Source organism: Saezia sanguinis (genome assembly GCF_963921665.1).
GTDB classification, from domain to species: Bacteria; Pseudomonadota; Gammaproteobacteria; order Burkholderiales; family Burkholderiaceae_C; genus Saezia; species Saezia sanguinis.
Genome location: NZ_CAWUGC010000012.1, coordinates 24,671 through 48,832, shown reverse-complemented (window position 1 = coordinate 48,832; position 24,162 = coordinate 24,671). Strand labels below are relative to the sequence as shown.

The following is a 24,162-nucleotide window of genomic DNA, read 5'->3' as shown; positions in this document are numbered from 1 at the left end:
AGCGGAAACGACTGGATGTGTCTTTTATGTTGGTTTATCATAGACAGTTGAACATCCATCTGGATATGCGGCGTTGGCCTTTCCTGCACCAAGCGGACAGGCCAGCGCCATATCTTCATACCGGCAAAAAAGGAACCCTTCATGACCAATCAAATCATCATTGTTGCCGCTCTGTCCGTTAAACCCGAATGCAAGCAGGAAGTGCTGCAATTCCTCAAGGGGCTGATTGAAAAAAGCCGCGAGGAAGCCGGCAACATTCAGTACAACCTGCACCAAAGCACCACCGATGCCAATAAACTGACATTCATTGAAATCTGGGAATCGCAAAAGGCTGTCGATACACATGGCCAAACCCCGCACTTCAAAGCGTTTGAGGCCTTTATCAAAGACAAGGTCGATGCGCTGTCGATTGAGTTGATGCAAAAAATCATCTGAGCATAAAAAATTCCCTGCCAAAGCAGGGAATTTTTCTATCAGTCCGTTACATCAACAGCCAATCAGGATACGCCTTTGGCCTGCGCCACCACCAGCGACGTCATGTTGATGATACGCCGTGCGGTAGAGCCCGGCGACAGGATATGCGCCGGCGCACCGCAGCCCAGCAACATCGGCCCCACAGTCACACCCTGACCACCGGTGATCTTCAGCACATTGAACAAAATGCTGGCCGCATCCAGGTTCGGCGCAATCAGCAGATTGGCCGCACCCTTCAAGGTGGAATCTGGCATGAAGTGTGAACGGATGGTCTGGCTCAATGCCGCATCGCCATGCATTTCGCCATCGGCAGGAATATCGGGGCAGCGCAGCAGGAACAGATCGCGCGCCGCACGCATTTTGCGCGCAGCCGGGTTCTTACGCCCGCCAAACATCGAGTGCGACAGGAATGCAACCTGCGGCGGCAATCCAAAGCGCTTGATCTCTTCCGCAGCCACCTCGGCAATCGCGGCCAGCTCTTCGGCGGTCGGGTCCAGATTCACTGATGTATCTGCCACAAACAGCGTATTGCCTTCCAGCATGATGGCATGCATGGTTGCCAGCGGTGCGTCATGGTTTTTACGCCCGAAAATCTCCTGCACATGTTCCAGGTGGCTTTCAAAGCGCCCTACCAGACCGCACAGCATACCGTCTGCCTCACCCTGGCGCACCATCATCGCCGCAATGGTGGTATTTGAGCGGCGCATGGTCGCTTTGGCCATATCGGGCGTTACGCCGTTACGTGCCATGATCTTGTGATAAGCCTCCCAGTACTGGCGGTAGCGGCTGTCGTATTCCGGGTCCACAATCTCCAGATCACGCCCAGGCTGGATATGCAGCCCCGCACGCTGGATGCGCATTTCAATCACCGAAGGCCGCCCGATGACAATGGGTTTGACCATTTTCTCATCGACACAGGCCTGCACCGCACGCAGCACACGCTCGTCTTCCCCTTCCGCGTACACAATACGCTTGGGATCGCTTTTTGCCGCCTGAAACACCGGGCGCATGAACATGCTGGTACGCAGCACAAAACGCTCCAGCGAGTGGCGGTATGCATCCAGATCCTGGATCGGCCGCGTCGCAACGCCTGACTCCTCGGCGGCTTTGGCTACAGCCGGGGCTATGCGCAGAATCAGCCGCATATCAAACGGCGTCGGAATGATGTATTCCGGCCCGAACGACAGTTCACGGCCCGAGTAGGCGCTGGCGACTTCATCGCTGACATCCTCTTTGGCCAGTGCGGCAATTTCCCGCACGGTTGCGATTTTCATCTCTTCGGTAATCCGGGTTGCGCCGGCATCCAGTGCACCGCGGAAAATATACGGGAAGCACAGGACGTTATTCACCTGGTTGGGGAAATCAGAACGGCCAGTGGCAATGATGCAGTCGGGCCGAGCCTCTTTGGCAATTTCCGGACGAATCTCGGGGTTCGGGTTAGCCAAAGCCAGAATGATCGGGTGGTCTGCCATGGTTTTGACCATTTCGCCCGTCAGCACATCTGCTGCGGAGCAGCCCAGGAACACATCGGCCCCGTTCACCGCGTCAGCCAGCGTACGCGCCTCGGTCTTTTGCGCAAACACCTGTTTGGACTTGTCCAGATTACCCGGGCGGCCTTCGTAAATCACACCCTTGGAATCACATACGGTGATGTTTTCCCGCTTAACGCCCAGAGACATCATCAGTGTCAGACAAGCAATGGCAGCCGCACCGGCACCGGACACCGCCAGTTTGATCTGGTCGATTTTTTTGCCCACCAGTTCCAGCCCGTTGATCAACGCGGCGGAGGAAATAATCGCTGTACCGTGCTGGTCGTCATGGAATACAGGAATATTGAGCCGCTCTGAAAGCTTTTGCTCCACATAAAAACATTCCGGGGCCTTGATGTCTTCCAGATTGATCCCGCCCAGCGTGGGCTCCAGCGCGGCAATGATTTCAACCAGCTTATCCGGGTCATTCTCATTGAGCTCAATGTCAAAAACATCGACCCCGGCAAATTTCTTGAACAGGCAGGCCTTGCCCTCCATAACCGGTTTGCCGGCCAGCGGGCCGATATTGCCCAACCCCAGCACAGCGGTACCATTGGTGATCACCCCCACCAGGTTAGCGCGCGACGTGTAATCAGCCGCTTTGGACGGGTCCTCATAAATATCCAGGCAGGCATACGCCACGCCGGGAGAATACGCCAAAGACAAGTCGCGCTGGTTGGACAGCGGCTTGGTCGGCTTGATACTGATCTTGCCCTTGGTGGGCAAGCTATGGTACTCAAGGGCGGCTGTGCGCAAGGCACTTTCGGCTTCAGTCAATGGTTTGGATTTACTCATTTAAGTTACATCTCACTCAAGTTAAAAAATTCTTTTCTCAGATAGGCATGTCCCAAAGGCATACAAGCCTACCTCAATAAATGGTGCGTGCAATGGCCGCCACAGCAGCCACCGGTTTCTTCGTCCTCCAGCGCTCTGGGGTCAACCGGTTCAGCCTGTTCCTGTCCGTGCCCATGGGCATCGGTATGCTGATGCCCCCAATGCAAAAATACTTCGCGCCGGTCAACCGCCAGTTCAACAGGTTTGCCTACCGGTAAAGTCAGCTTGGTCGTAATGTGGCCAAAAGGCAGCCCGGTCAAAATGGGCGTATCGCAAATGGTGCGCAGGTATTGAACGGCATGTGTCAAACGATAGCCTTTATCTATGCTGGTAGGCTCCCATTTGCCGAAATCTCCCAACAAAATTGCTTTCTGCCGGCTCAGCACACCGGCCTGATGCAGTTGCAGCAGCATCCGCTCAACACGGTATGGGCGTTCGTTGACATCTTCAAGGAATAAAATACCGCCTTCAATCTGCGGCCAGTGCCGGGTTGCCAGCAGGCTGCACACCATGGACAGATTACCGCCCCACAGAACACCATGTGCGCTCAGGCCGTCAAAGCCTTTTTCAGTGCGAAAACCCACTGCTTCCAGTTCGCCGGACACGGCCTCCATGAAACAGGCGCTGGTAATTTCATCCGGCTCAGAGCCATCGGCCTGGCCAAAATCAGCTAGCGCCATCGGGCCGGCCCAGCTACAGGCACCTGTATGCGCCAGTAACGCCAGTTGAAAAACCGTGAAATCGCTGTGCCCGACCCAGTGCTTGCCCTGCTCCACACTTTGGGCAATCCGCTTCCAGTCAATCACATCCAGCAACCGGGTCAGCCCGTAGCCACCACGCGAAGCCAGCGCCACATCGGAGTCATCCTGCGCCACACGCATAATCGCCTCTAGACGCGCCTGATCTGAACCGGCAAAACGCTGCGTGCGCAACTTGGCAGCACTGTCCACAGACACCTCAACACCCAACTGCTGGAGTCGTTTCACTGCTAACCGCAGACGCTTTCCCTCCAGAATCACACCTGAAGGGGAAAAAATGGTGATTTTCATTTGAACAATCGGATTCAGGCAGGTCTGCTATTCTAGCGCTTCACAGCTTAATATGCTGCATTGGGCAGAATGATAAATACTTTCAGAAAGGATTTTTGCTCTGCAAAAATTCACCGACAGCCTGCTGATACGGCGTAAATTGAAAACAGGCTGCGGAGTCCAGATGATACTGCTTGGTACCTTTGTGGTTTCTTCGCTTTTGCAAAGGCCATATCGCCCTCATAGCAGATATTCCACAAAGACAAGCGAATGACTTAGCTCAGCTCAGCGCCGCACCGTCAATGAAAACTCCGCCGGATGACAAAAAAACAGCCCGGCATTTTTCAACCCGGCAACAGAGTTCAGGCTCCCGGACTACCTGCTTCATCGTCTTTCCTGTTTGAGCCACGCCTGTTCTGGCTATGGCCTGTGCTCAAACTGCCGCAGCCAGATATGCAAATCATCATAGAAGTTCAGCGGGAAAGTGTGCGACGCAAAATCGTCTCGGGAACGCCACAGATGCAGTGCCCGTACACCTGCCCGATGCCCGTCATCCGGAAATGGCGCACGTTCAACACCTTCAGCCAATGGCGGCAGCCGTGAAATGATATCTGCGGTGGAAATCAAATGTGCTTCCTGCTGCTGCAATACAGGCAGTAACCCGCTCAAGGTGGATGGAAGCACAATACGGACTCCACCATGCGGACCGGTTGCCTGTAACAACTGTATTAAAACCCTTGCATGGCATTCAGGGGTATGCCACTGCGTTTTCTTAGGCTTATCGCTGCGCCCGAACCCGATCAGGTCGGGTACCAGCACGGCCCACCCTTCAGGCATCTGCGACAGCAGTTCTGCATATTGCTCAGAACTCCCCCGTTCATCATGAACACATAGCAGTGTCCCCTTCGCATCCGCTGTCTGGGGCAGACCATGATGGTAGTGCAGCCGCAACCCGTTCAGCGCCGGCAAATCAGAAATCCAATTGGCCTCATCCAGCCGAAAGCCGGAAAACTGTTGCGCAGGTGTGCGCAATGCGTCATCCCGCAACGGTATGGTTGAAACCTGTCTCTTTTCCTGGAAAAACTGTTTCAATACATCACTGCATTCAGACTCCAGCACACCGCCTGTGATCTGCGTATGGTGATTCAACTGCCGCGAGGCAAACAGATTCACCACCGAACCTGCCGCACCGGTCTTCGGATCGTAGGCGCCAAAAACAACACGGTCCACACGGGCATGCAGCATCGCCATGGCACACATGGCACAGGGCTCCAGCGTGACATACAGCGTACAGCCCTGCAAGCGGTAGTTTTCCAGCGTCTGGGCCGCCTGGCGCAGTGCATTGATTTCAGCGTGTGCGGTCGGATCGCTATGCGAAATGGGCGCATTATGCCCCGCGGCAATGCACTGCCCATCACGCACCACCACAGCGCCTACAGGAACCTCCCCAGAGGTGCGCGCCAACTGCGCCTGCGCCAATGCCAGTTGCATCCAGTGCTCATCAGCAATATGATCGGTCTCAGTTGTCATAAATAAGGCAGGCAGTCAGAAGCGTTGTGCAGGTATTGGCATGGGTCTGAATATATATTCTCTGAACCGATGTTTTCATAAACCAGACCAAAAACCTGGGCCCATTTTACCCAATCTGCCCACAGCCATGCGCTGCCATCAAACCGCTAAAAGTCACACGCAGATTTTACAAACAAGGTAATATTGCAAATTGTTTACAGCGATCTTAAGTTTACTGGCTCTACCCCAATAAATCTTTACAGCACTTCTAATCAGGTCAAAAAAAGGAACGCCAACATGTTGAGAATGAAACTTCACACGTATTTGCTGGCAGCAGGCTTTGCCGTACTGGCCATGGCAGGCACACCAGCCATGGCGCAGCAAAAATCTGTTGCTGTCACAGCCATTGTTGAACACCCGGCATTGGATGCCATTCGGGACGGTGTGCGTGAAGTGCTTACAGAAGCCGGCTACGAAGACGGCAAAAACCTGCGCTGGCAATACCAGAGCGCCCAGGGCAATACCAGCATTGCCGCCCAGATTGCCCGCAAGTTCATTGGTGACAAGCCCGATGTGATTGTTGCCGTTTCCACCCCTTCGGCGCAAACGGTAGTGGCCGGCACCAAAACCATTCCGGTGGTATTCTCTGCGGTTACCGACCCGGTTGCCGCCAAACTCACCACCAGTTGGGAAGCCAGTGGCACCAATGTCACAGGCGTATCCGACGTGCTGGAACTGGGCCCGCAGATTGACCTGATCTTGCGCATCGTACCCAATGCCAAACGCGTGGGCATGGTCTACAACCCGGCCGAGGCCAATTCGGTCGCCGTAGTCAAAAGCCTGCAGGAACTGCTGGCGCAAAGAGGCATGACACTGGTCACGGCAGCCGCACCGCGCTCGGTGGACGTTGGCTCTGCCGCCCGCTCTCTGGTCGGCAAAGTGGATGTTTTTTACTCCAATACCGACAACAACGTGGTATCGGCCTATGAAGCGCTGGTCAAAGTCGGGCAGGATGCCAAGATCCCGGTCATCGCATCGGACACCCCCAGCGTGCAGCGCGGTGCCGTTGCAGCCTTGGGCGTTGACTATAAGGAACTGGGGCGCCAGACCGGTCGCGTTGTGCTGCGTATTCTCAACGGTGAAAAACCCGGCGACATCAAGCCGCAGACCAGCGACAAGATCCAGTTGCATCTGAACCCCGATGCAGCCCAGAAACAGGGTGTTACGCTTTCGGAAGACCTGCTCAAAGACGCCACTGAAATCATCCGTCAATGAAGCTGTGCACCGGTTCTGCACTCCGGCAGCTTTGTTTAGAAAACATCACTGCCGGGTGCCATGTATGCATTTTGAAAAATATGAGCGTTTATAAAGGAATGCCACTATGTTGAGATTCAAACTCCCTGCACGCCTGCTGCTGGCAGGGTTTGCAGCGCTGGCGCTGATCAGCCCGAGCGCCTGGGCGCAACAAAAATCTGTTGCTGTCACGGCCATTGTTGAACACCCGGCGCTCGATGCCATTCGGGACGGTGTGCGTGAAGTGCTCACAGAAGCCGGCTACGAAGACGGCAAAAACCTGCGCTGGCAATACCAGAGCGCCCAGGGCAATACCAGCATTGCCGCCCAGATTGCCCGCAAGTTCATTGGTGACAAGCCCGATGTGATTGTCGCTATCTCCACCCCTTCGGCGCAAACAGTGGTGGCTGGCACCAAAACCATTCCGGTGGTGTTCTCAGCCGTTACCGACCCGGTTGCCGCCAAACTCACCAGCAGTTGGGAAGCTACCGGCACCAATGTGACCGGGCTTTCCGATGTGGTTGAACTGGGGCCCCAGATTGACCTGATTTTGCGCATCGTACCCGATGCCAAACGCGTGGGCATGGTTTACAACCCGGCCGAAGCTAACTCGGTGGCCGTGGTCAAAAGCCTGCAGGAACTGCTGGCGCAAAGAGGTATGACACTGGTCACGGCGGCCGCGCCGCGCTCGGTGGATGTTGGCTCTGCTGCCCGCTCTCTGGCCGGCAAGGTGGATGTGATCTACACCAATACCGACAACAACGTGGTATCGGCCTATGAAGCACTGGCCAAAGTCGGGCAGGATGCCAAGATTCCGCTCATCGCCTCAGACGCCACCATTGTGGCCCGTGGCGCCGTTGCCGGACTGGGCGTTGACTACAAGGAACTGGGCCGCCAGACCGGCCGCATTGTGCTGCGTATTCTCAACGGTGAAAAACCCGGCGATATCAAACCGCAGATCAGCGACAAAATCCAGCTCTACGTCAACCCGGCCGCAGCGCAACGCCAAGGTGTCACCCTGTCGCAGGAACTGCTGGACGCTGCCGATGAAATCGTAAACCAGTAAGCGGCACTATTCATCATGCAACCAGGGCGTGTTAACGCATCCTGATCCTAAAGCCTCTGGTCATTCAGAGGCTTTTTTTGCAAGCCCTGCCAACCCTTCGCGCACGGTCGGGTATGTGAGGCGAACACCTAACTCCCGCTTCAAGCGCTGATTACGGATACGCCGGGATTCACTCATAAAGGAATAGAGCAACGGCGACATCACCCGGGCAGCGTCTTGCCGGGTCAGACGCTCAGGCCGCGGCATACCGGCTAGGTCTGCTGCCAGATCAAAATAATCACCCATACGCATGTCACTGTCATCCACCGCATTCACCACACGCTGCGGCTTTCCGTGAAACAGCGCTGCAATACAGATGCGCGCCAGATCATCAGCCTGAATATGCTGGGTGTAAACATCATCCTCGCGCGCTAGCACCTGCATACCCTGTTGCAAGCGCTGTGCCGGATTGCCGCCCTGGCGGTCCAGCGCATAAATACCTGGCACGCGCAGGATAGAAACTGTCGTCCCGCCTACCCGTCCGAAATGGCGCATGGTCATCTCAGCGGCAATACGCTTATGCGCCCTTGAAGTCACCGGATTCACCGGCGTGGTCTCATCCATCCATCGCTGCCCACCACTGGCATACACCCCGGTGGTGCTGATATACACCAGCCGTTGCGCCCGCTTATGTTTCAGCAACGTGGCACACAGGTGCAGGCAACGTGAATCGACATCTGCCCTGCCCAGTAACGGCGCCTGCTGGGCATCCGTGCGCATTTCCTGAAGCGGCGGCGCCAGATACAACACATGCGAGCAAAGCCCGCCCAGCCTTTGCAGGCTGCTCATGTCATCCAGGTTTCCAACCATCGGCGTCACACCGCACGCCCTGAGCTCAGGCACACGTTCAGGAGATGAGGTCAGCGCCACAACACGTATATGCGGTTTCAACTGCCGCACCACGCGCAGCCCGATATCACCACAACCCACAATCAGCAAACTCTGCATTACACCGCCATCAACTCTGAAAACACACACCGGACTGCCAAAATAAAAGAAAAGCGGCATTCCCTCGGCAAACAACACCCCTTATTTCCCTGCTTTGATTAATTTGAGAGAAAATATAAGCCATCATATCCATTTTCCCCATAACTATCTATTCAATAAGGAAAGGTCATTATGTCGTTCCAGGTCACGGTAGAGCCAAGCGGTCGTACGTTTTCTGTAGAACCTGATGAGACCGTACTGGAAGCAGCCATTCGCGCACAGGTTGGTCTGCCTTATGGATGCAAATCCGGTGCCTGCAGTTCATGCAAGTGCCAGATGACCAGCGGAAAAGTCAACCAAACCCCTTATCAGGAAAATGTGCTGAGCCAGGCTGAGCTGGACGCCGGACTCATTCTGACCTGCTGCGCCAAACCGGCAACAGACCTGGTGCTGCACGCCAATATCGTATCGTCAGCAGACACATTCGACATCCGTAAACTGCCGTGCCGGGTCACGCGCATGGAACGCTGCAGAGATGACGTCATGATCGTGCACCTGCAGTTACCGGCCAACGATACACTGCAATACCATGCAGGCCAGTATATTGAATTCATCCTCAAAGACGGCAACCGCCGCAGCTATTCAATGGCCAATGCACCGTACACACAAGTCCCCAACGGCGTCGGGATTGAACTGCATATCCGCCTGATGGCCGGTGGCCTGTTCACAACGCATGTGTTTGACGGCATGAAAGAGCGCGACATATTGCGCATTGAAGGCCCCTTCGGTACATTCTTCCTGCGTGAAGACTCCGACAAGCCCATCATCTTTCTGGTCTCAGGCACAGGCTTTGCGCCCATCAAAGCCATTCTCGAACACATGCAGCACCAGAACATATCACGCCCGGCCCACCTGTACTGGGGCGGCAGACGCCCCAAAGACCTCTATATGCTTGAATGGCTGGAACAACAAATGGCGCTCATGCCCAACCTGTCATTCATCCCCGTCATCTCCGATGCATTGCCGCAAGACCAGTGGTCAGGCAGAACCGGGTATGTACACCAGGCCGTCATGGCAGACTTCCCCGACCTGTCGGCTTACCAGGTCTATGCCTGTGGCGCCCCTGTGATGGTTGAATCAGCCCAGCGCGACTTTAGCGCCCAATGCGGCCTGCCCGAAAATGAGTTTTATGCCGATGCATTCACCAGCGCGGCAGACCACCAGCAAACGGTCAAATAAAAAGTGGCTGCGCTATTCATCAAGTGCCTGATCGGTGCGGTCACCGTACTGATCATCGCCCTGCTGTCCAGAACAAAAGTCTTTTTCATTGCAGGGTTGGTGCCACTGTTTCCCACATTTGCATTGATTGCCCATTACATTGTCGGCACAGAAAGAAGCATGGAACAACTGCGCCTCACCGCACTGTTTGGTCTGTGGTCACTGATTCCTTACGCGGCCTACCTGGGTGCCGTTTATGTACTGAGCCTGCGCTACAGCCTGGCTGTCACACTCATCGGTGCCATCGGCGTATGGATTGTTTTTGCGGCGATCATTCTGCTGGTATGGACCCGGCTTTATTCTGCCTGACGAACCATATTTACCCTGAATTCCCGCGCACTATCGTTTAATTTATACTGACTCATACTTGATCTGATAGTCCGCTCAGTGCCAGAAGCGGACGTTAGCAAATATCCAAATACACTGAAAAGGGGGAAAGAGACATGGAAGCATCCTATGCACGCGTATACAACTTTACTGGCAGCGCCATTCATGTCAAGGCAAATAACAATCATGACAGCGACTGGTCCGGTAAGTTTGATCCACATACACAATTCGATGGGGATCAAGGTGTTTCCATTGCAGATGGAACCTATCACTTGGCGCGTCTTTTATTGCGATCAGGAGGAGGATATAGTCTTTTCATCACTGTTGGATCAGATTCGAAAGAGATCACTTTTGACCAAAAGAAAGCGCACGAGGATGATTGTTTCTATGAGATAGGTGCCAAAGTTGGCGGTATGTGTATCACGGTTGTCAACAACTGGTACAAATACAAGGGCGAGTTTAAGAACGACGAGAATCTTCGCCCACTACATCCAAGCAATGAGAGCTATGAAGATAAAGACACGGAGTTTCGGGGGACACTGAACATCTATATACGACCGACAAAGAAACGGGAAATAAATGCAATTAAATTCTTTGTTCTGTCAGATGTTCACATTCAGGCGGATAGAGAGGATAGCCAGTCCATCCATAGCTATCAAATACGCGATGCGATGCTGCGTACGCCGGATTATCACACCTATGATTTTATATTTCTACCGGGCGATCTGGTTAATACTACGTCCAATAATTATGACGAGATGTACGGATATCTGTGGCCCTGCAAAGAAGATCTGCCCAATCAGCCTCTTTTGTGCGACGGGTTTGGAAACCATGACATGATTTACAGTGGCGGACATTCTTGTGACATAGCTCAGCTAATCCGTGATAGAAACACAATTCGTAAAAACATTCTCAAAGAAAACATAGAGATTTACGACACAGACCCATGTGATAGCGCTAACGGACTACATTACATGATTCGCACAAAGCTGAGGGAAACGAAAGTCTATTTTTTCATGCTCAACTTGTTGCCAACAACAGGATATGGGTATGGCGATGATGACGGTCAAATACGAGAGCGAAACGGCAGCAACGCGCTGACATTTCTCAAAAAAAAATTATCGACCATCGAGGACAAATCATCGCCTGTGTTTCTCTTCCATCATTATGGCTTTGAATTACCTGACTCAGAAAATCCAAATCGGTACTGGTCCTTAGAAGAACGACAGACCTATTTGGCCGCGCTTCAGGGCTATAAGGTAAAGGGTATTTTCTATGGTCACGCTCACGTAACGCGAAAGGACGAAAGCTGGAAAAATAACGAGATCAGAAATTATGATCCACCTAAGAATATCTGGATTGCTGGGGGGGTACAGGGTAAAATAAACGGATTATTCTTGAGCGCTGTATACCCTGTATATACTATAAATGATGATAACCTGCTTGTTAATGTGCATGATGCGACAAGTGAATTTGTGAAATAGAAGGCAGGGTTACCAAATGTGTTCAGATACAAGTGAAGGGTGTATTTGTCGCGCGTAAAGCAGCTAACAAAGCGCAGCTATCGAACAATTTTTCCGCTGTGCTCCAAGATTGCTGCAGGGTACGGTGTTATGTCCGCTCCTCGCTCATAGCGGACTGTCAGATTGGGTAACGACCAATCCGGCTTAATGATAGCCCTTCCAGCGCTCTGACCGGCGCAGTTTGCCGCCTTTAAAGAGCATCAGAAGCAGCGCGATAATGCAGCAGACAAAGGCAATGAATGACCAGTTCGCAATGGACAAGCCCAGAAAAGTCCAGTCGATATTGGCGCAGTCTCCGGTCCCTTTAAAAATGGTGGGCAACCAGTCCCGCATTGGCATGCGCTCGACCATGGTGTAGAAATCATCATCGCGTCCGCAGGATGAACCTTCCAGCGGATGCCACTGCATCCAGCTTTGTTTGCCTGCCGTGTAGACACCTACAGCAGCCACCAGCAACCCCAGCACGGAAAATACAGGAACCGACTTTTTTGACCAGCGAGCGCTCACGGCAGCGACCATGGCAATAATGCCAATGATCAGAAACAAAATCCGCTGGAATATGCACATGGGGCAAGGGTTGATAAACGGATCGCTTTTCTGGATATAGATCCCTGCGCCCACCAGCCCCCAGCAAACCAGAGCCATCAAGGTGAATAATGTACTGGGATAACGCTCAAACCATCGAAAAATCACAATCACCCCTCTTTATGGTTTCGTTTCAAATAACAGTGCGCGCCGGTTCATTCAGGAACAACAGGCCCCAGTGACTCTTCTGATATTATCATTGGATAGCAATCATCTGCTACACTAGGGTCAAACTGAAATCTCCTCTAAAATTGCTCAATTAATTAAAGCATAAATTGTAAGCCCATTTACCTGCAACACTTATATGAAATTGTGTCGTCTGTTTATAAGCTTTTTGATCACAGCCTTTTTTATCACAGGCTGTATCGGTTATGTGAATCAGGAAACCCCATTAAAGTTCGCCTCGCGCTTTTACCAAAACATGGCAGATAACAAGGCTGATGAAGTTTTTGCCATGTTTGACCTGTCTGACCTGTCTGAAGAAGAGGCTCCCCTGCTGCAAAGCAAGCTGATTTTGCTGGTCGCTGAAATCAGCAAGGAAATCAATGCTCAAGGAGGTATTGAGCGCGTTGAAATTATTGACCAGACAGCGCAGGATGACGGCCGCAAGGTTAATCTGGACTTGCTGATTCATTTTGGCGACGGGTCCAGCAAAAATGACCACATGCAGTTGATTAAAACAGATACAGGCTGGAAAATCACCTGACCTGTCTGGAGCCAAGCTGCATTTAGAAACAATTCATGTTTACCTGACTCACGATTTCATTTTTATTCAATCCCACCACAAAAGGAACCCTTATGAAACTGCATTTTTTGAAACTTTTTCTGGCTTTGTTCTGCAGCGCATTTGTACTGAGCGCCTGCGGTGGTAAAAGCGAGGCAGATGTTGCCAAAGGCTTTTACACCTCTATTGCCAGCGGAAAGTCTGACGAAGCCATTGCCATGCTGGACCTGTCATCGGTATCCGCTCAAGAGCTGTCCATGGCTAACAGCAAGTTGAAAATGATTTTTGATGAGCTGAAAAATCAGTTTGACCAGATGGGTGGCCTTAAATCGGTTGACGTCACCAACAAAACCGTGGCTTCTGATGGCAAGACCGCCGAGGTGACCTTGACGCTCACCTTCGGTAACGGCACCACCAAAACAGAAACCATGAATCTGATCAAAGTCGGCAGCGACTGGAAAATCAGCATGAAATAAAGGTTAAGGGGCATTTTTTCAAATGCCATGCTGTTTGAAAAAACTCTGCCAGTCATTTGGCCTGCTGATCGCAGGCCTTTTCTGCGTGCTCTGTCTGTCCAAAGCCGGCCACGCGCAGGAAGCGTGGCAGGCAGGGGATCTGATTTTCAGAGAAGGCAATGAACCGGTCAGCGACTTGGTACGGCTTGCTGACCGTGGCCTTTTCAGCCATGTCGGCATGATCATCGGCCAACCCGGCGCATGGCAGGTTATTCACGCCACACCGGAAGAAGTGCCCGGCCGCGGCAATGCGGTTGTGATAGATGATCTGGCATTTTTCACTGCGCCCGAGCGTTCATTGCAATACGCTATATACCAGGTACAAGCCACCCCCCAACAGCATGAACAGGCAGTAGCCGCCGCGCTGCAAGATCTTGGCAAACCATTTTCAGTTGTCGAAACCGGCCTGTACTGCACTACCCTGATTGAAAACGCATGGCTGGCTGCGGGCGTCGATCTGCAACCCGTTTACACGCAGGTAAAACTCCCGATGATCAGCGGCCATTATCTGCTGCCCAGCGGGCTGCTGGCATCACCACTGCTCGTGCATACAGCGCATACAGAAATTCAGCCTGAAACGCCTGAAATTCCGTCTGTACTGGTTCCTGCCACGGCAGACAGCCGTTCAATCCGCTGATCCTGCACCTGAGGCAACAGGTCTTTAACGTACCCCTGCCCCGGTATCCATAAAGCCATATCCAGCTCAGCCAAAGGCAGCAATACAAAAGCCCGCTTGCCAATAGCCGGATGCGGCAGCATCAATTCAGCCGTTTGCATGGTCTGGTCGCCATACAGCAGCAAATCCAGATCCAGTGTCCGGGGCGCATGGTAATACGGCCTCTGCCTTCCATACGCCAGCTCGATTCGCTGCATCTCATGCAGCAGAGCTAAAGGGGGCATGGCCGTTTCACAGCATGCAACGGCATTGATGAAATCAGGGCCATCAGCATCCACCGGGGCGCTGCGGTAAAAAGACGACCGCCTGAGCAGGCGGGTTTCAGGCAGGGCATTCAGCGCCTGCAAGGCAGCTTCCAGTGTCGCCCGGGCATCTCCCAGGTTTGCCCCCAGCCCGATCCAGGCCTGTGCAGTTGTCATGACACCTGTATCTTAGGCACCGGCACGGCATTTTCTTTGGCCGCCGATGCTTTGCTTGGCCTGCGCCGGCGACGGCGCTTTTTCTCAGGATTGGCCGCCGCAGTGGCAGTACCGCCCGTGGTTTTTTCGGCCCGTGCCTGCTGAATCAACTCCTGGCGCACCGGCTCATCGCCTGAGGCAAACACCTCCCACCAATGCGCAACGGCCGAATTGTATTCACCCACTTCTGCACGCAGCCGCATGAAATCAAATGCAGCCCGGAAACGGGGCTGGTTTACCAGACTGAACGGTGTTTTCCCGGTACGCCGGTCAAAGCGCGGCTGCATCAGCCAGATCTCGCGCATATCGGCACCCAGTTTGCCGCGCCCGGAAACATCGCCCACGCGGCGTTCAAACACTTCATCAATCGCGTGCTGCAAGGCCGGAACCTCATGCTCACCAGCAGCCATCAAGTTATCCCAGTGTTTTTTCACCTCCGGCCACAACAAACAGGCCAGCATGAAGCTGGGGGCAACCGATTTGCCCTGGGCCACACGCTCATCCGTATCTTCGAGCGCCAGCCAGGCCAAAGGATATTTTTTTTCATCCTTGATCAGGCCATCCAGCATCGGGAAAACCTTCAACAGCCCTTCTTTGCGCAACGCCTCAATGCTGGCCTGGGCATGCCCGGTTTGCAGCAGCTTGATCATTTCGTCAAACATGCGCGATGCAGGAATATTTTTGAGCAATGAAATACAGTCTTGAATAGGCATACGTGTCTTTTCATCAATCGTAAAACCTAAATGCGCCAACTTGGCCGAAAACCGCACCACCCGCAAAATCCGCACCGGGTCTTCACGGTAGCGCACCGCCGCATCACCAATCATGCGCAGAATGTGCTTTTTGGCATCCTGAAACCCATGGTGATAATCCACCACCACCTGCCTGATCGGGTCGTAATACATGGCGTTGATCGTGAAGTCACGGCGCGCCGCATCCTGCTCCTGCGAGCCCCAGACGTTGTCGCGTAACACTCGCCCGCTTTCATCCACCGCCAGGCTTTTATCAGCCAGCTCGGCCTTGGCGGTGCGCTCATTGCCGTGCACCGTTTGCGCCGTGGACATATCCACCGAAGCCCGGTAGGTTGACACTTCAATCACTTCATGTGCCCGCCCGCGCCCATATACCACATGCACAATGCGAAAACGCCGGCCAATAATAAAAGAGCGCCTGAAAAGCGCCTTGACCTGCTCTGGTGTTGCATTGGTAGCCACGTCAAAATCTTTGGGCGGCAGTCCCAGCAGCAGGTCACGCACAGCACCGCCGACGATATAAGCGTCATAACCATGATCACGCAGGGTGTTCACCACCTCGCTGGCGCGCTTGTCCACCTGGTGCACGTCAATGCGATGCTTTTCAAGCGGAATTTCCACCCGCTTGCCCAGAAAGGACTTGGGCATGCCCAGTATTTTTCCAATCAGATTTTTTATCATTCAAAAAGCCTCAGTATCGGCCAGCCACGCTGCTTGGCCTCAGCTTCCAGCAGTTTATCAGGATTGGTCACGACAGGATGCCTGACCTGAGAAAGCAGCGGAAAGTCATTCATCGAATCGCTGTAAAAAACGCTGTCTTCGAGCGTCTGCCAGTCGTGCCCGCGTTCTTGCAGCCACTGGGCAACGCGCTCGACCTTCCCTTCACGAAACGATGGCACCCCGACATAATTGCCGGTCAGCTCGCCTTGTGCATTGTATTCCAGCGTGGTGGCAATCAGATGTTTAAAACCAAATGCCTGGGCAATGGGAGACGTCACAAAGTCGTTGGTCGCCGTTACCAGAATGCACTCATACCCTGCATCCATGCGCTGGTCTACAACGGCACGCGCCTGCGGCAGAATATGCGGCTCGATCATCTGCTGCATGAACTGTACACGCGCCTTCAGCGCCTCACGCATCCCTTTGGCGCGGATTGCCTGGGTTGTAAAAGCAACGTATTCATCAATATTGAGTATCTGCTCTTTGTACTGCTGGTAAAACACATCGTTCTGCTGCTTAAACACCTGCGCATCAACCCACCCGATCTGCTGTGTGAAAGCACCCCAGCTATGGTCTGAATCAATGGGCAGCAGCGTGCTGTCTAAATCAAAAAGCGCAATTTTCAAAACTGTTTTCCTATATAAAAATCAAATGTCTGACCTGTTCTTTGGCACAGGCTCATTATCGCTGAGCATACTTTTAATGAGCGGAACGGTCACAGCACGCTTGGAAGCCAGAGCGTATTGATCCATTTGCTCCATCAAAAACATCAGTGACGTCATGTCGCGGGAAAAGTGGTGCAGCAGATAGTCCTGAACCTCCTGGCTTAACACCAGCCCACGGGAATGGAATGCCTGCCACAGCGCCGCCTGCAATTCTTCATCGGTCAGCCTTTTCAAGGCAAAAATATGCCCCCAGCCCAAACGGGTACGCAAATCCTCCCGCACGGACAGGTCTACCGGCGGCACCGCACCCGCAGCCACCACCCAGGCACCGAAAGACTGCGCATCAATGAACACACGAAACGCTGCCGCCTGGTGCCGCTCACTCAACTGCTCACAGTCATCCATCAGCACCACCGCCCAGCGCGGATCAAACTCGCTGATGATCTGTTGGGGCGTCAGCCAGCCGCAGCTTCCGCCCCGCTGCTCTACGGCAGAGGCGACTGATTTCAACAAATGCGTCTTTCCGCACCCCCGCTCCCCCCACAGGTAGGTCGGCGCAGGCACCTGGGTATCGATCTGTGCCATGGCATCCTGCAAATAAAGCAGGCAATCGAGGTTGGCGCCCGGAACATAATTATCCAGACTGGGACCTGAGTAGGTAGGAAGTGCCAGTGGCAGTTGCTTCATGTAAACAGCGGTATCTCTTTATAGGCAACCCGGGTATCGGCCAAAAATAACAACACCACAACTTTCGAAAAGTTGATCAAAAAGGCCATACGTTACAGCCGGGCCGGTTTCGCACAGGTTTTAAAAGGGAACAAAAGGCAGCGCTATGCGATTTCGGTTGATATTTTAGGGGATGCCTTCCAAAACTTCCAAGCCCCGATAAAATGGGGGGCTGTCTGTGGTTGCTTTTAAGTGGGCGCCTCTGGTTTTACCCCCAATACGAAACACGTTGACCTTATGACCTCTACATTATCTTACAAAGATGCCGGCGTCGATATTGATGCCGGTGATGCCCTGGTTGAGCGCATCAAACCTTTTGCCAAAAAGACATTGCGCGAGGGTGTGCTTGGCGGTATTGGCGGCTTTGGCGCGCTGTTCGAAATTCCCAAACGCTATCAGGAGCCGGTACTGGTTTCAGGCACGGACGGCGTGGGGACCAAACTGCGGCTGGCCTTTGAGTGGCAAATGCACGACACGGTCGGCATTGACCTGGTCGCCATGAGCGTCAACGATGTGCTGGTACAAGGCGCAGAACCCTTGTTTTTCCTCGATTATTTTGCCTGCGGCAAGCTGGACGTGGACACGGCCGCCGCTGTTGTCAAAGGTATTGCACAGGGCTGTGAGCTCTCCGGCTGCGCCCTGATCGGTGGAGAAACCGCCGAAATGCCCGGCATGTACCCTGAAGGCGAGTACGATCTGGCCGGGTTTGCTGTGGGCGTGGTGGAAAAATCCAAAATCATCACCGGCCAGCATGTTCAGCCCGGAGATGTGATACTGGGGCTGGCATCCAACGGCGTACATTCCAACGGTTTCAGCCTGGTGCGTAAAATCATCGAGCGGGCTGCAAACAACCTGCCACAACAGCTTGACGGCAAACCGTTCAAAGAGGCCGTCATGGCCCCGACCCGCCTGTATGTCAAGTCTGTGCTTGCAGCACTGGCCAAACACCCAGTACCACAGATCAAGGCCATGGCCCATATCACCGGAGGTGGGCTGATTGAAAACCTGCCCCGCGTGTTCCCGCAGGGTATGGGTGCGCAGTTGCGCAAAGGCAGCTGGCCCCAAAGCGAGCTGTTTGCCTGGTTGCAGCAAACCGCCAACCTCGACGACCATGAGTTCTTCCGCACTTTCAACGCCGGCATCGGCATGGCCATTGTGGTAGCCGCCAGCGCCGCAGAGTCTGTCACGGCAACACTGCGTGAACACGGTGAAACCGTTTACCAGATCGGGAGCATTACCAACGCTCCGGCGGCAGGAAATACCGTTTCAGTGGTATAAAACGGACATTTCCTGAGACCCGATTCGCTTGATGCACACGGGAGGCGGTAACACCGCCTCCCTTCAAAATGCGTTAGTATCCTGTATCAACCCATTTAGCGCAGAAAAATGGGACTGCTGCCGATAACACCATACTGACTCAAAATGAAACGCACCGCCACACTCATGCTGATTGCCGTTGCACTGCTGTATGTGCTGGCAACATGGATGGAGCCCCGGTCTGTAGTCTGGGGTTATGTGGCGGCATTTGCCGAAGCCGGCACGGTTGGTGCCATTGCTGACTGGTTCGCCGTGGTTGCCCTGTTTAGGCACCCGTTGGGAATTCCCATTCCCCATACCGCCGTTATCCCGGCCAACCGGGAACGAATCGCCAAACGACTGGCTGACTTTTTGTGCAATAAATTCATTGATACCGAGCAAATCGCCAAACACCTGGGTATAGGCGACCCTGTGCGCATTGTCGCACGCTGGCTTTCACAACCCACCAATGCACGCAAAGTGGCCGGGCAGTTGTGCAAAAGCATTGAACACCTGGTGCCGGTACTGGCCAGTGAACAGCTGCGCGCCTACGTCAAAACCAATGTACTCAATGCGATTCAGTCAGCAGACCTGACCCGCACCGGCAGTGCCCTGCTGACCATCATTGCTCAGGAAGGTTCGCACCAGCGAATTCTGGACCAGGCCGTCATGCAATTGGGCAAGCTGCTGACAGACGAGGAAATTCGTGACCACATCGCCAGCCAGGTGGCTACTGAAGTCCGCTACTTGCGCTACATCGGACTGGACGCTGCGGCCGGCAAATATGCCACCCGGAAAATTGTGGCCACCGTGGCCCACCTGATGGAGGAAATGGCACAAAATACGGAGCACCCCTTCAGACAGCGGTTTGACCATTTCATCCGCCACCTGATCGACGGTTTGAAAGACAGTCCGGACTACCATCAGCGTATCCGCACATTTCAGCAGCAACTGGCCCAGCAGCCTGCACTCAGCCAGGCACTGGAACAGAGCTGGGACAGCCTCATTCAATGGATCAAAGACGATTGTGCCAAGCCCTACCCGATAACCCAGAACCATCTGGAACAAGGCATACAGACCATTGCACGCCAGTTGCAGGCCAGCGACGAAACCCGGCAATGGTTAAACCAGAAAATATTTACACTGGTACCGCAGTGGATTGCCCGTTACCGCTCCACCATCCGGCAGTATATTGTCAATACCGTCAATGCCTGGACACCTGAAGAAATGAGCAGCGGCATTGAAAAATACGTCGGACGCGACCTGCAGTTTATCCGCATCAACGGAACACTGGTCGGCGGCCTGGTCGGGCTGACCATTCATACGGTAACCCAATTGCTCGCCTGATAAAAATGCCCTTATCGGCTCAAAAACATGCTGAAACACTGCTAAAACACAGCTAAATACGCCCTTTTCTGGTTAGACCAGATTTTCACTTTGAAAACCCCTTTTGCCTGAACAAACGTGATTAAATCACGCATGTACCCAGTTTGATTTACGCATTAACGCCGTTTGCAACTATGCAGCCCTTATCGGGGCACAATCATTCGTCCAAGCATACCTCCCGATTGGATCGGATAACGGAAACAGGCTTCCGGCTGATGCCGCGACCAACTGGCTCATCTTAAATTTGTGGAAAAGCACGAAGGAGTTTCAAATGAAAAAGGTTGAAGCAACATGTCCCAAATGCAATCACACATGGGAGGAAAACTTGGCTCAAGTAAGAGCAAATCCGGCAGTTCAATGCCCTCATTGCGGGCAAAGCGTCAAAGTCAGCCTAGACACGATTAAAAAGGCGTGTACCTGCGGCGGCGACTGTGCCAACTGCAACCATCACTGATTCTTTTTTTCTTCTGTAGTCAATCTCAAATACAAAGAGGCGCCGCATTGAAACCATGCGGCGCCTCTTTACGCTGGTGGAAGACAGTGGTTACCTGTACTGATCAGAATCCCATCAGGTCAGGCCAGCACCGTATCCAGCAGCATCATGATCACAAAACCAATGATCAGCCCCCCTGTGGCATAAGCCTCATGCCCTTTGCGGTGCGACTCCGGAATCATTTCGTGGCTGACAACAAACAGCATGGCACCAGCGGCAAACCCTAGCCCCCACGGCAGCAGGATGGTAGACAAATTAATGACAAGCGCGCCCAATACAGCCGCAATGGGTTCGATCAGCCCTGAAACAATCCCCAGCAACACCGCGCTGCTGCGCTTATAGCCTGCGCCAACCAGCGCCACGGCAACAACCAGCCCTTCTGGAATATCCTGTATGGCAATCCCTGCGGCCAGCGCCGATGCACGCAACTGATCCGTCCCGCCAAACCCGACACCAATTGCCAGCCCTTCAGGAACATTGTGCAAAGCAATGGCAAAAACAAACAGCCAGGTACGCCGGATCAGCAGCGCCTGCTGGCCTTCCACCCCTTTGATAAAGTGCTCATGCGGTACAAAACGCTCAATCAGAAACATCAGCCCGGCACCCAGCATGATACTGCCGGCAACAATAAACCCTGAGCCCCAGGCGCCCACCCCCTGGCTGCGGGCCGCATCAATGCCCGGAATGATCAAAGAAAAAGAACATGCCGCCAGCATCACCCCTGCGGCAAACCCCAGCATGGTATCCTGTGTGCGAACAGACAGGCTGCGTGCCAGCAAAACCGGCAAGGTTCCGATCGCCGTTCCGAATGCAGCCACAGCACCGCCCAGCAGCGCATTGGCAACCATCGGATTTTGGATATGGAAATACCCCCAGGCCTTGTAGCCAACCAGTACCGTGACCACACACAAAATGAACAGCGCAGGATCAACGTACAGGAATGGAGATCTCTTATTTTCAGTCACCGATACCTCCACCAGACCGGTTGAAATTCAATTAAAAACCGCCCCCACCTGATGCGGTATGTAAACCTTTTCATCGTGCTCACATTTATTTTCCTCTTTAACCGTCAGCCGCATTGCAGACCATTGAAGGCATCTCAGAACAAGAAGTTCCATCAGGCATACTGCGCCCGATGCATGATTTTATGTCCGTTTCAAAACATTGCCTACTGCCGCACAGCTCAGGGCCATTCTTCAACGCATAAAACGCTTCAAGCCCAACGCCCAGCAAATCAGATGGAGCCCACTGTGCAAAACCCGTGTTCACTTCACACCTGCCGGGCCTTTTTTCCATCATTTTTACCCGATTATTATGCAGGATTATTGACACAAATATTTTGACGCCGGCAACAAATCTATTGCACCATTGGATATAGCGAAAGAAATGTCATGCATGCGAAAGGTGGTTGCGCATCTGCGTAGCTCCATCCTTGAACGGAGAAAGGATACGAAATGCCTACTCATTTATACATTTCTGCAGCGACTGTCCGCACCGACGGCAGTGTTCAATATGTTGCCGTGCACCAAATCAGCAATGGTATTTTATCCTCCGGCCATACCTTCATGGGCGAACACATTGCGTATTTAATCGATAGCGGTGAAGCCATTGTGCAATCCGTGCACCTGTTGAATAAAAACGAATGGCTGATTGGTTCTGAAATGATCAAAACTGACCATGGAAAGCTCTTTATTGAAGACAATCCAGCGGTAACAGACACATTGCCCCCGTTACCGATTTCACAGGCCTGATGCCAAAAAGGCAAACACGCTGCAAGCTGGAACAGCCTGACCCGGTTTTGGCGTATTCAACCATCATCTTGTCCTGCGGTATACCTGCTAAAAGGCATACGCTCTTTTGTGCAAATTTAGCCAGATCAGGCGCGTCTGCATGACTCCATAACAAAAACCACACCCCGGCTCAATCAGCCAAGGGTGTGGTCATTCTTCTTCACGCCAGGCGTCTTTACTTGCCTTCTACCATAACGGCTTGAGGGCTCATTCCCATTGCGGGATGTGTGATTGGTGAAAATACTGTACGCCTGCTTCTGAGCATCACCGTCACGACGGCCAGCAGTGAAACACCCACCAGCATCATGACATACAAGGCGATGGGCAACCAACTGTTATGAAACTCTTTGAGCAGATACGTTGCGACCAGCGGGGCCGTACCCCCGGCCACAGAAGCCCCGATCTGATAACCCAGAGTCACCCCGGTATAGCGCACCCGGGTGTCAAAAATCTCAGATGACAGCGTCCCCAGAGTAGCGGTGATCGGTGACCAGATAATGCCAAAGATCAAAAATGTTGCCAGCACGATGGCCCATGTTGCTTTCAAATCCAGCAGCATAAAGTAGGGAATAATAAACGCCCCCATGGCCAGAAGACCGGTAATGTACACGGCCGGGCGGCCAAACCGGTCTGACAAGGCTCCGCACAAAGGAATCATCAAGCTGGAAACCGCAGCGCCAATCATCACGGCGGTGAGTGCGGATGTCTTCTGATACCCCAGAGATATCGCATAGCTGATAACCAGTGTTGAAAAAATATAAAAAGGTGCTGTTTCAGCCACCTTTAAACCTGCTGCCTGCAAAACCTCTCTCCAGTGATATTTGACCGTTTCAACCACCGGCATTTTGGATACGTTGCCTGACTTTTTCGCGGCCAGAAAATCCGGCGTTTCCTCCAGGCCGCTGCGAATCCACAGCCCCAGCGCCACCAGCACAATACTGGAAACAAAAGGCACACGCCAGCCCCAGGCCATAAAGCTTTCATCGGGCAGCAAAGCCATTAACGCCATAAAAGAAGATGCCAGCAGCAAACCAATTGTGACGCCTATCTGCGGCACACTGCCAAATAGGCCGCGCTTTTCTTTAGGCGCGTATTCATACGCCAGCAATAAAGCCCCGCCCCACTCGCCACCAATTCCCAGCCCCTGAACCAGGCGGCACAAAATCAGCAGTAAAGGTGCAGCAATTCCAATGCTGTTATACGTAGGCAATAACCCGATCATCACCGTAGCCCCGCCCATCAGACTGAGAGTGGCCACAAGCGTTTTTTTGCGCCCGATACGGTCTCCAATATGGGCAAACAAAACACCGCCAAAAGGTCGAATGAAAAATGTCAGAGAAAACGTCAGATACGACAGCAACAACCCTGTTACCGGATCCAGATTTGTAAAAAACACCTTATTGAAAACCAGAGCAGCCGCTGAACCATAAAGAAAAAAATCAAACCATTCAATCGAGCTACCGGTCAAACTGGCTATTAAAGCCCTGCGTCTCAAACTAGACATATGCCGTCTCCTTTTTTCTGTATTCGATTACCGTCCATGCACAAC

23 protein-coding genes are annotated in these 24,162 nt (G+C 53.1%); 12 read left to right on the top strand and 11 right to left on the bottom strand.

Annotated elements, in window-relative coordinates:
- Positions 1 to 141: 141 nt before the first annotated feature.
- Positions 142 to 435 (top strand): putative quinol monooxygenase, encoded by a 294-nt coding sequence (locus AACY98_RS07035; RefSeq protein WP_339803338.1) that lies wholly within the window; start codon positions 142 to 144, stop codon positions 433 to 435.
- A 62-nt stretch (positions 436 to 497) separates the two neighbouring features.
- Here the strand turns inward: AACY98_RS07035 and AACY98_RS07030 are convergent, their stop codons facing one another.
- From AACY98_RS07030 to tadA, 3 genes are all read right to left on the bottom strand, one after another.
- On the bottom strand, positions 498 to 2,798 hold the full coding sequence (locus AACY98_RS07030) for an NADP-dependent malic enzyme (protein ID WP_126977084.1): 2,301 nt from the start codon (positions 2,796 to 2,798) through the stop codon (positions 498 to 500).
- A gap of 68 nt (positions 2,799 to 2,866) precedes the next feature.
- Complete coding sequence (locus AACY98_RS07025) at positions 2,867 to 3,886, bottom strand: LD-carboxypeptidase (RefSeq protein ID WP_339803335.1); 1,020 nt, start codon at positions 3,884 to 3,886, stop codon at positions 2,867 to 2,869.
- Positions 3,887 to 4,285: 399 nt separating this feature from the next.
- Complete coding sequence (gene tadA / locus AACY98_RS07020; protein ID WP_339803333.1) at positions 4,286 to 5,395, bottom strand: tRNA adenosine(34) deaminase TadA; 1,110 nt, start codon at positions 5,393 to 5,395, stop codon at positions 4,286 to 4,288.
- A gap of 285 nt (positions 5,396 to 5,680) precedes the next feature.
- On the opposite strand from tadA, the gene AACY98_RS07015 reads away from it, so the two are divergent.
- The gene (locus AACY98_RS07015) at positions 5,681 to 6,649 is read left to right on the top strand and encodes an ABC transporter substrate-binding protein (RefSeq protein ID WP_339803947.1); all 969 of its coding nucleotides are present in this window, start codon (positions 5,681 to 5,683) and stop codon (positions 6,647 to 6,649) included.
- A gap of 106 nt (positions 6,650 to 6,755) precedes the next feature.
- The gene (locus AACY98_RS07010; RefSeq protein WP_126977076.1) at positions 6,756 to 7,733 is read left to right on the top strand and encodes an ABC transporter substrate-binding protein; all 978 of its coding nucleotides are present in this window, start codon (positions 6,756 to 6,758) and stop codon (positions 7,731 to 7,733) included.
- A gap of 60 nt (positions 7,734 to 7,793) precedes the next feature.
- Here the strand turns inward: AACY98_RS07010 and AACY98_RS07005 are convergent, their stop codons facing one another.
- The gene (locus AACY98_RS07005; protein ID WP_339803330.1) at positions 7,794 to 8,720 is read right to left on the bottom strand and encodes an NAD-dependent epimerase/dehydratase family protein; all 927 of its coding nucleotides are present in this window, start codon (positions 8,718 to 8,720) and stop codon (positions 7,794 to 7,796) included.
- Between the two features lie 171 nt (positions 8,721 to 8,891).
- On the opposite strand from AACY98_RS07005, the gene AACY98_RS07000 reads away from it, so the two are divergent.
- The 3 genes from AACY98_RS07000 to AACY98_RS06990 all read left to right on the top strand — a co-directional run bounded on the left by AACY98_RS07000 (position 8,892) and on the right by AACY98_RS06990 (position 11,788).
- Positions 8,892 to 9,938 (top strand): CDP-6-deoxy-delta-3,4-glucoseen reductase, encoded by a 1,047-nt coding sequence (locus AACY98_RS07000; protein WP_339803327.1) that lies wholly within the window; start codon positions 8,892 to 8,894, stop codon positions 9,936 to 9,938.
- Between the two features lie 3 nt (positions 9,939 to 9,941).
- A complete protein-coding gene (locus tag AACY98_RS06995) occupies positions 9,942 to 10,286 on the top strand; it encodes a GlpM family protein (protein WP_339803325.1) in 345 nt (114 codons plus the stop codon).
- A 134-nt stretch (positions 10,287 to 10,420) separates the two neighbouring features.
- Positions 10,421 to 11,788, top strand: coding sequence for a metallophosphoesterase family protein (locus AACY98_RS06990; protein ID WP_339803322.1), 1,368 nt, complete (start codon positions 10,421 to 10,423; stop codon positions 11,786 to 11,788).
- A gap of 183 nt (positions 11,789 to 11,971) precedes the next feature.
- Here AACY98_RS06990 and AACY98_RS06985 read toward each other — a convergent pair whose 3' ends face one another.
- Positions 11,972 to 12,520: a disulfide bond formation protein B gene (locus AACY98_RS06985; RefSeq protein ID WP_126977066.1), complete on the bottom strand. Its 549-nt coding sequence runs from the start codon at positions 12,518 to 12,520 to the stop codon at positions 11,972 to 11,974.
- Between the two features lie 265 nt (positions 12,521 to 12,785).
- Here AACY98_RS06985 and AACY98_RS06980 point away from each other — a divergent pair, with 265 nt between their 5' ends.
- The 3 genes from AACY98_RS06980 to AACY98_RS06970 all read left to right on the top strand — a co-directional run bounded on the left by AACY98_RS06980 (position 12,786) and on the right by AACY98_RS06970 (position 14,288).
- Entirely contained in the window at positions 12,786 to 13,118 is a 333-nt protein-coding gene (locus AACY98_RS06980) for a DUF4878 domain-containing protein (RefSeq protein WP_339803317.1), read from the top strand.
- 92 nt (positions 13,119 to 13,210) lie between these two features.
- Positions 13,211 to 13,612 (top strand): DUF4878 domain-containing protein, encoded by a 402-nt coding sequence (locus AACY98_RS06975; RefSeq protein WP_339803314.1) that lies wholly within the window; start codon positions 13,211 to 13,213, stop codon positions 13,610 to 13,612.
- A gap of 34 nt (positions 13,613 to 13,646) precedes the next feature.
- Complete coding sequence (locus tag AACY98_RS06970; RefSeq protein ID WP_339803311.1) at positions 13,647 to 14,288, top strand: YiiX/YebB-like N1pC/P60 family cysteine hydrolase; 642 nt, start codon at positions 13,647 to 13,649, stop codon at positions 14,286 to 14,288.
- Here the strand turns inward: AACY98_RS06970 and folK are convergent.
- Genes folK through hda form a run of 4 tightly spaced genes read right to left on the bottom strand, consistent with a single transcriptional unit; the run spans position 14,219 to position 17,609 of the window.
- On the bottom strand, positions 14,219 to 14,746 hold the full coding sequence (gene folK, locus AACY98_RS06965) for a 2-amino-4-hydroxy-6-hydroxymethyldihydropteridine diphosphokinase (protein WP_339803308.1): 528 nt from the start codon (positions 14,744 to 14,746) through the stop codon (positions 14,219 to 14,221). The two genes, AACY98_RS06970 and folK, sit on opposite strands and share 70 nt — an antisense overlap.
- The gene (gene pcnB / locus AACY98_RS06960) at positions 14,743 to 16,218 is read right to left on the bottom strand and encodes a polynucleotide adenylyltransferase PcnB (protein WP_339803304.1); all 1,476 of its coding nucleotides are present in this window, start codon (positions 16,216 to 16,218) and stop codon (positions 14,743 to 14,745) included. The genes folK and pcnB overlap by 4 nt, the downstream gene beginning before the upstream one ends.
- Complete coding sequence (locus AACY98_RS06955) at positions 16,215 to 16,883, bottom strand: HAD family hydrolase (RefSeq protein WP_126977054.1); 669 nt, start codon at positions 16,881 to 16,883, stop codon at positions 16,215 to 16,217. The genes pcnB and AACY98_RS06955 overlap by 4 nt, the downstream gene beginning before the upstream one ends.
- A 21-nt stretch (positions 16,884 to 16,904) precedes the next feature.
- Positions 16,905 to 17,609 carry a DnaA regulatory inactivator Hda gene (gene hda, locus AACY98_RS06950; RefSeq protein ID WP_339803300.1) on the bottom strand — a complete coding sequence of 235 codons (705 nt, stop codon included), beginning with the start codon at positions 17,607 to 17,609 and terminating at the stop codon, positions 16,905 to 16,907.
- Positions 17,610 to 17,885: 276 nt separating this feature from the next.
- Between hda and purM the strand changes: the two genes are divergently transcribed.
- Both purM and AACY98_RS06940 read left to right on the top strand, forming a co-directional pair.
- A complete protein-coding gene (purM, locus tag AACY98_RS06945) occupies positions 17,886 to 18,926 on the top strand; it encodes a phosphoribosylformylglycinamidine cyclo-ligase (protein ID WP_339803296.1) in 1,041 nt (346 codons plus the stop codon).
- A 144-nt stretch (positions 18,927 to 19,070) separates the two neighbouring features.
- Positions 19,071 to 20,291: a DUF445 domain-containing protein gene (locus tag AACY98_RS06940; RefSeq protein ID WP_339803293.1), complete on the top strand. Its 1,221-nt coding sequence runs from the start codon at positions 19,071 to 19,073 to the stop codon at positions 20,289 to 20,291.
- A gap of 612 nt (positions 20,292 to 20,903) precedes the next feature.
- Here AACY98_RS06940 and AACY98_RS06935 read toward each other — a convergent pair.
- Positions 20,904 to 21,728, bottom strand: coding sequence for a ZIP family metal transporter (locus AACY98_RS06935; RefSeq protein ID WP_423817551.1), 825 nt, complete (start codon positions 21,726 to 21,728; stop codon positions 20,904 to 20,906).
- Positions 21,729 to 22,277: 549 nt separating this feature from the next.
- Between AACY98_RS06935 and AACY98_RS06930 the strand changes: the two genes are divergently transcribed.
- A complete protein-coding gene (locus tag AACY98_RS06930; protein ID WP_339803290.1) occupies positions 22,278 to 22,574 on the top strand; it encodes a hypothetical protein in 297 nt (98 codons plus the stop codon).
- A 214-nt stretch (positions 22,575 to 22,788) separates the two neighbouring features.
- Here the strand turns inward: AACY98_RS06930 and AACY98_RS06925 are convergent, their stop codons facing one another.
- On the bottom strand, positions 22,789 to 24,117 hold the full coding sequence (locus AACY98_RS06925) for an MFS transporter (protein ID WP_339803287.1): 1,329 nt from the start codon (positions 24,115 to 24,117) through the stop codon (positions 22,789 to 22,791).
- Between the last annotated feature and the right edge of the window lie 45 nt (positions 24,118 to 24,162).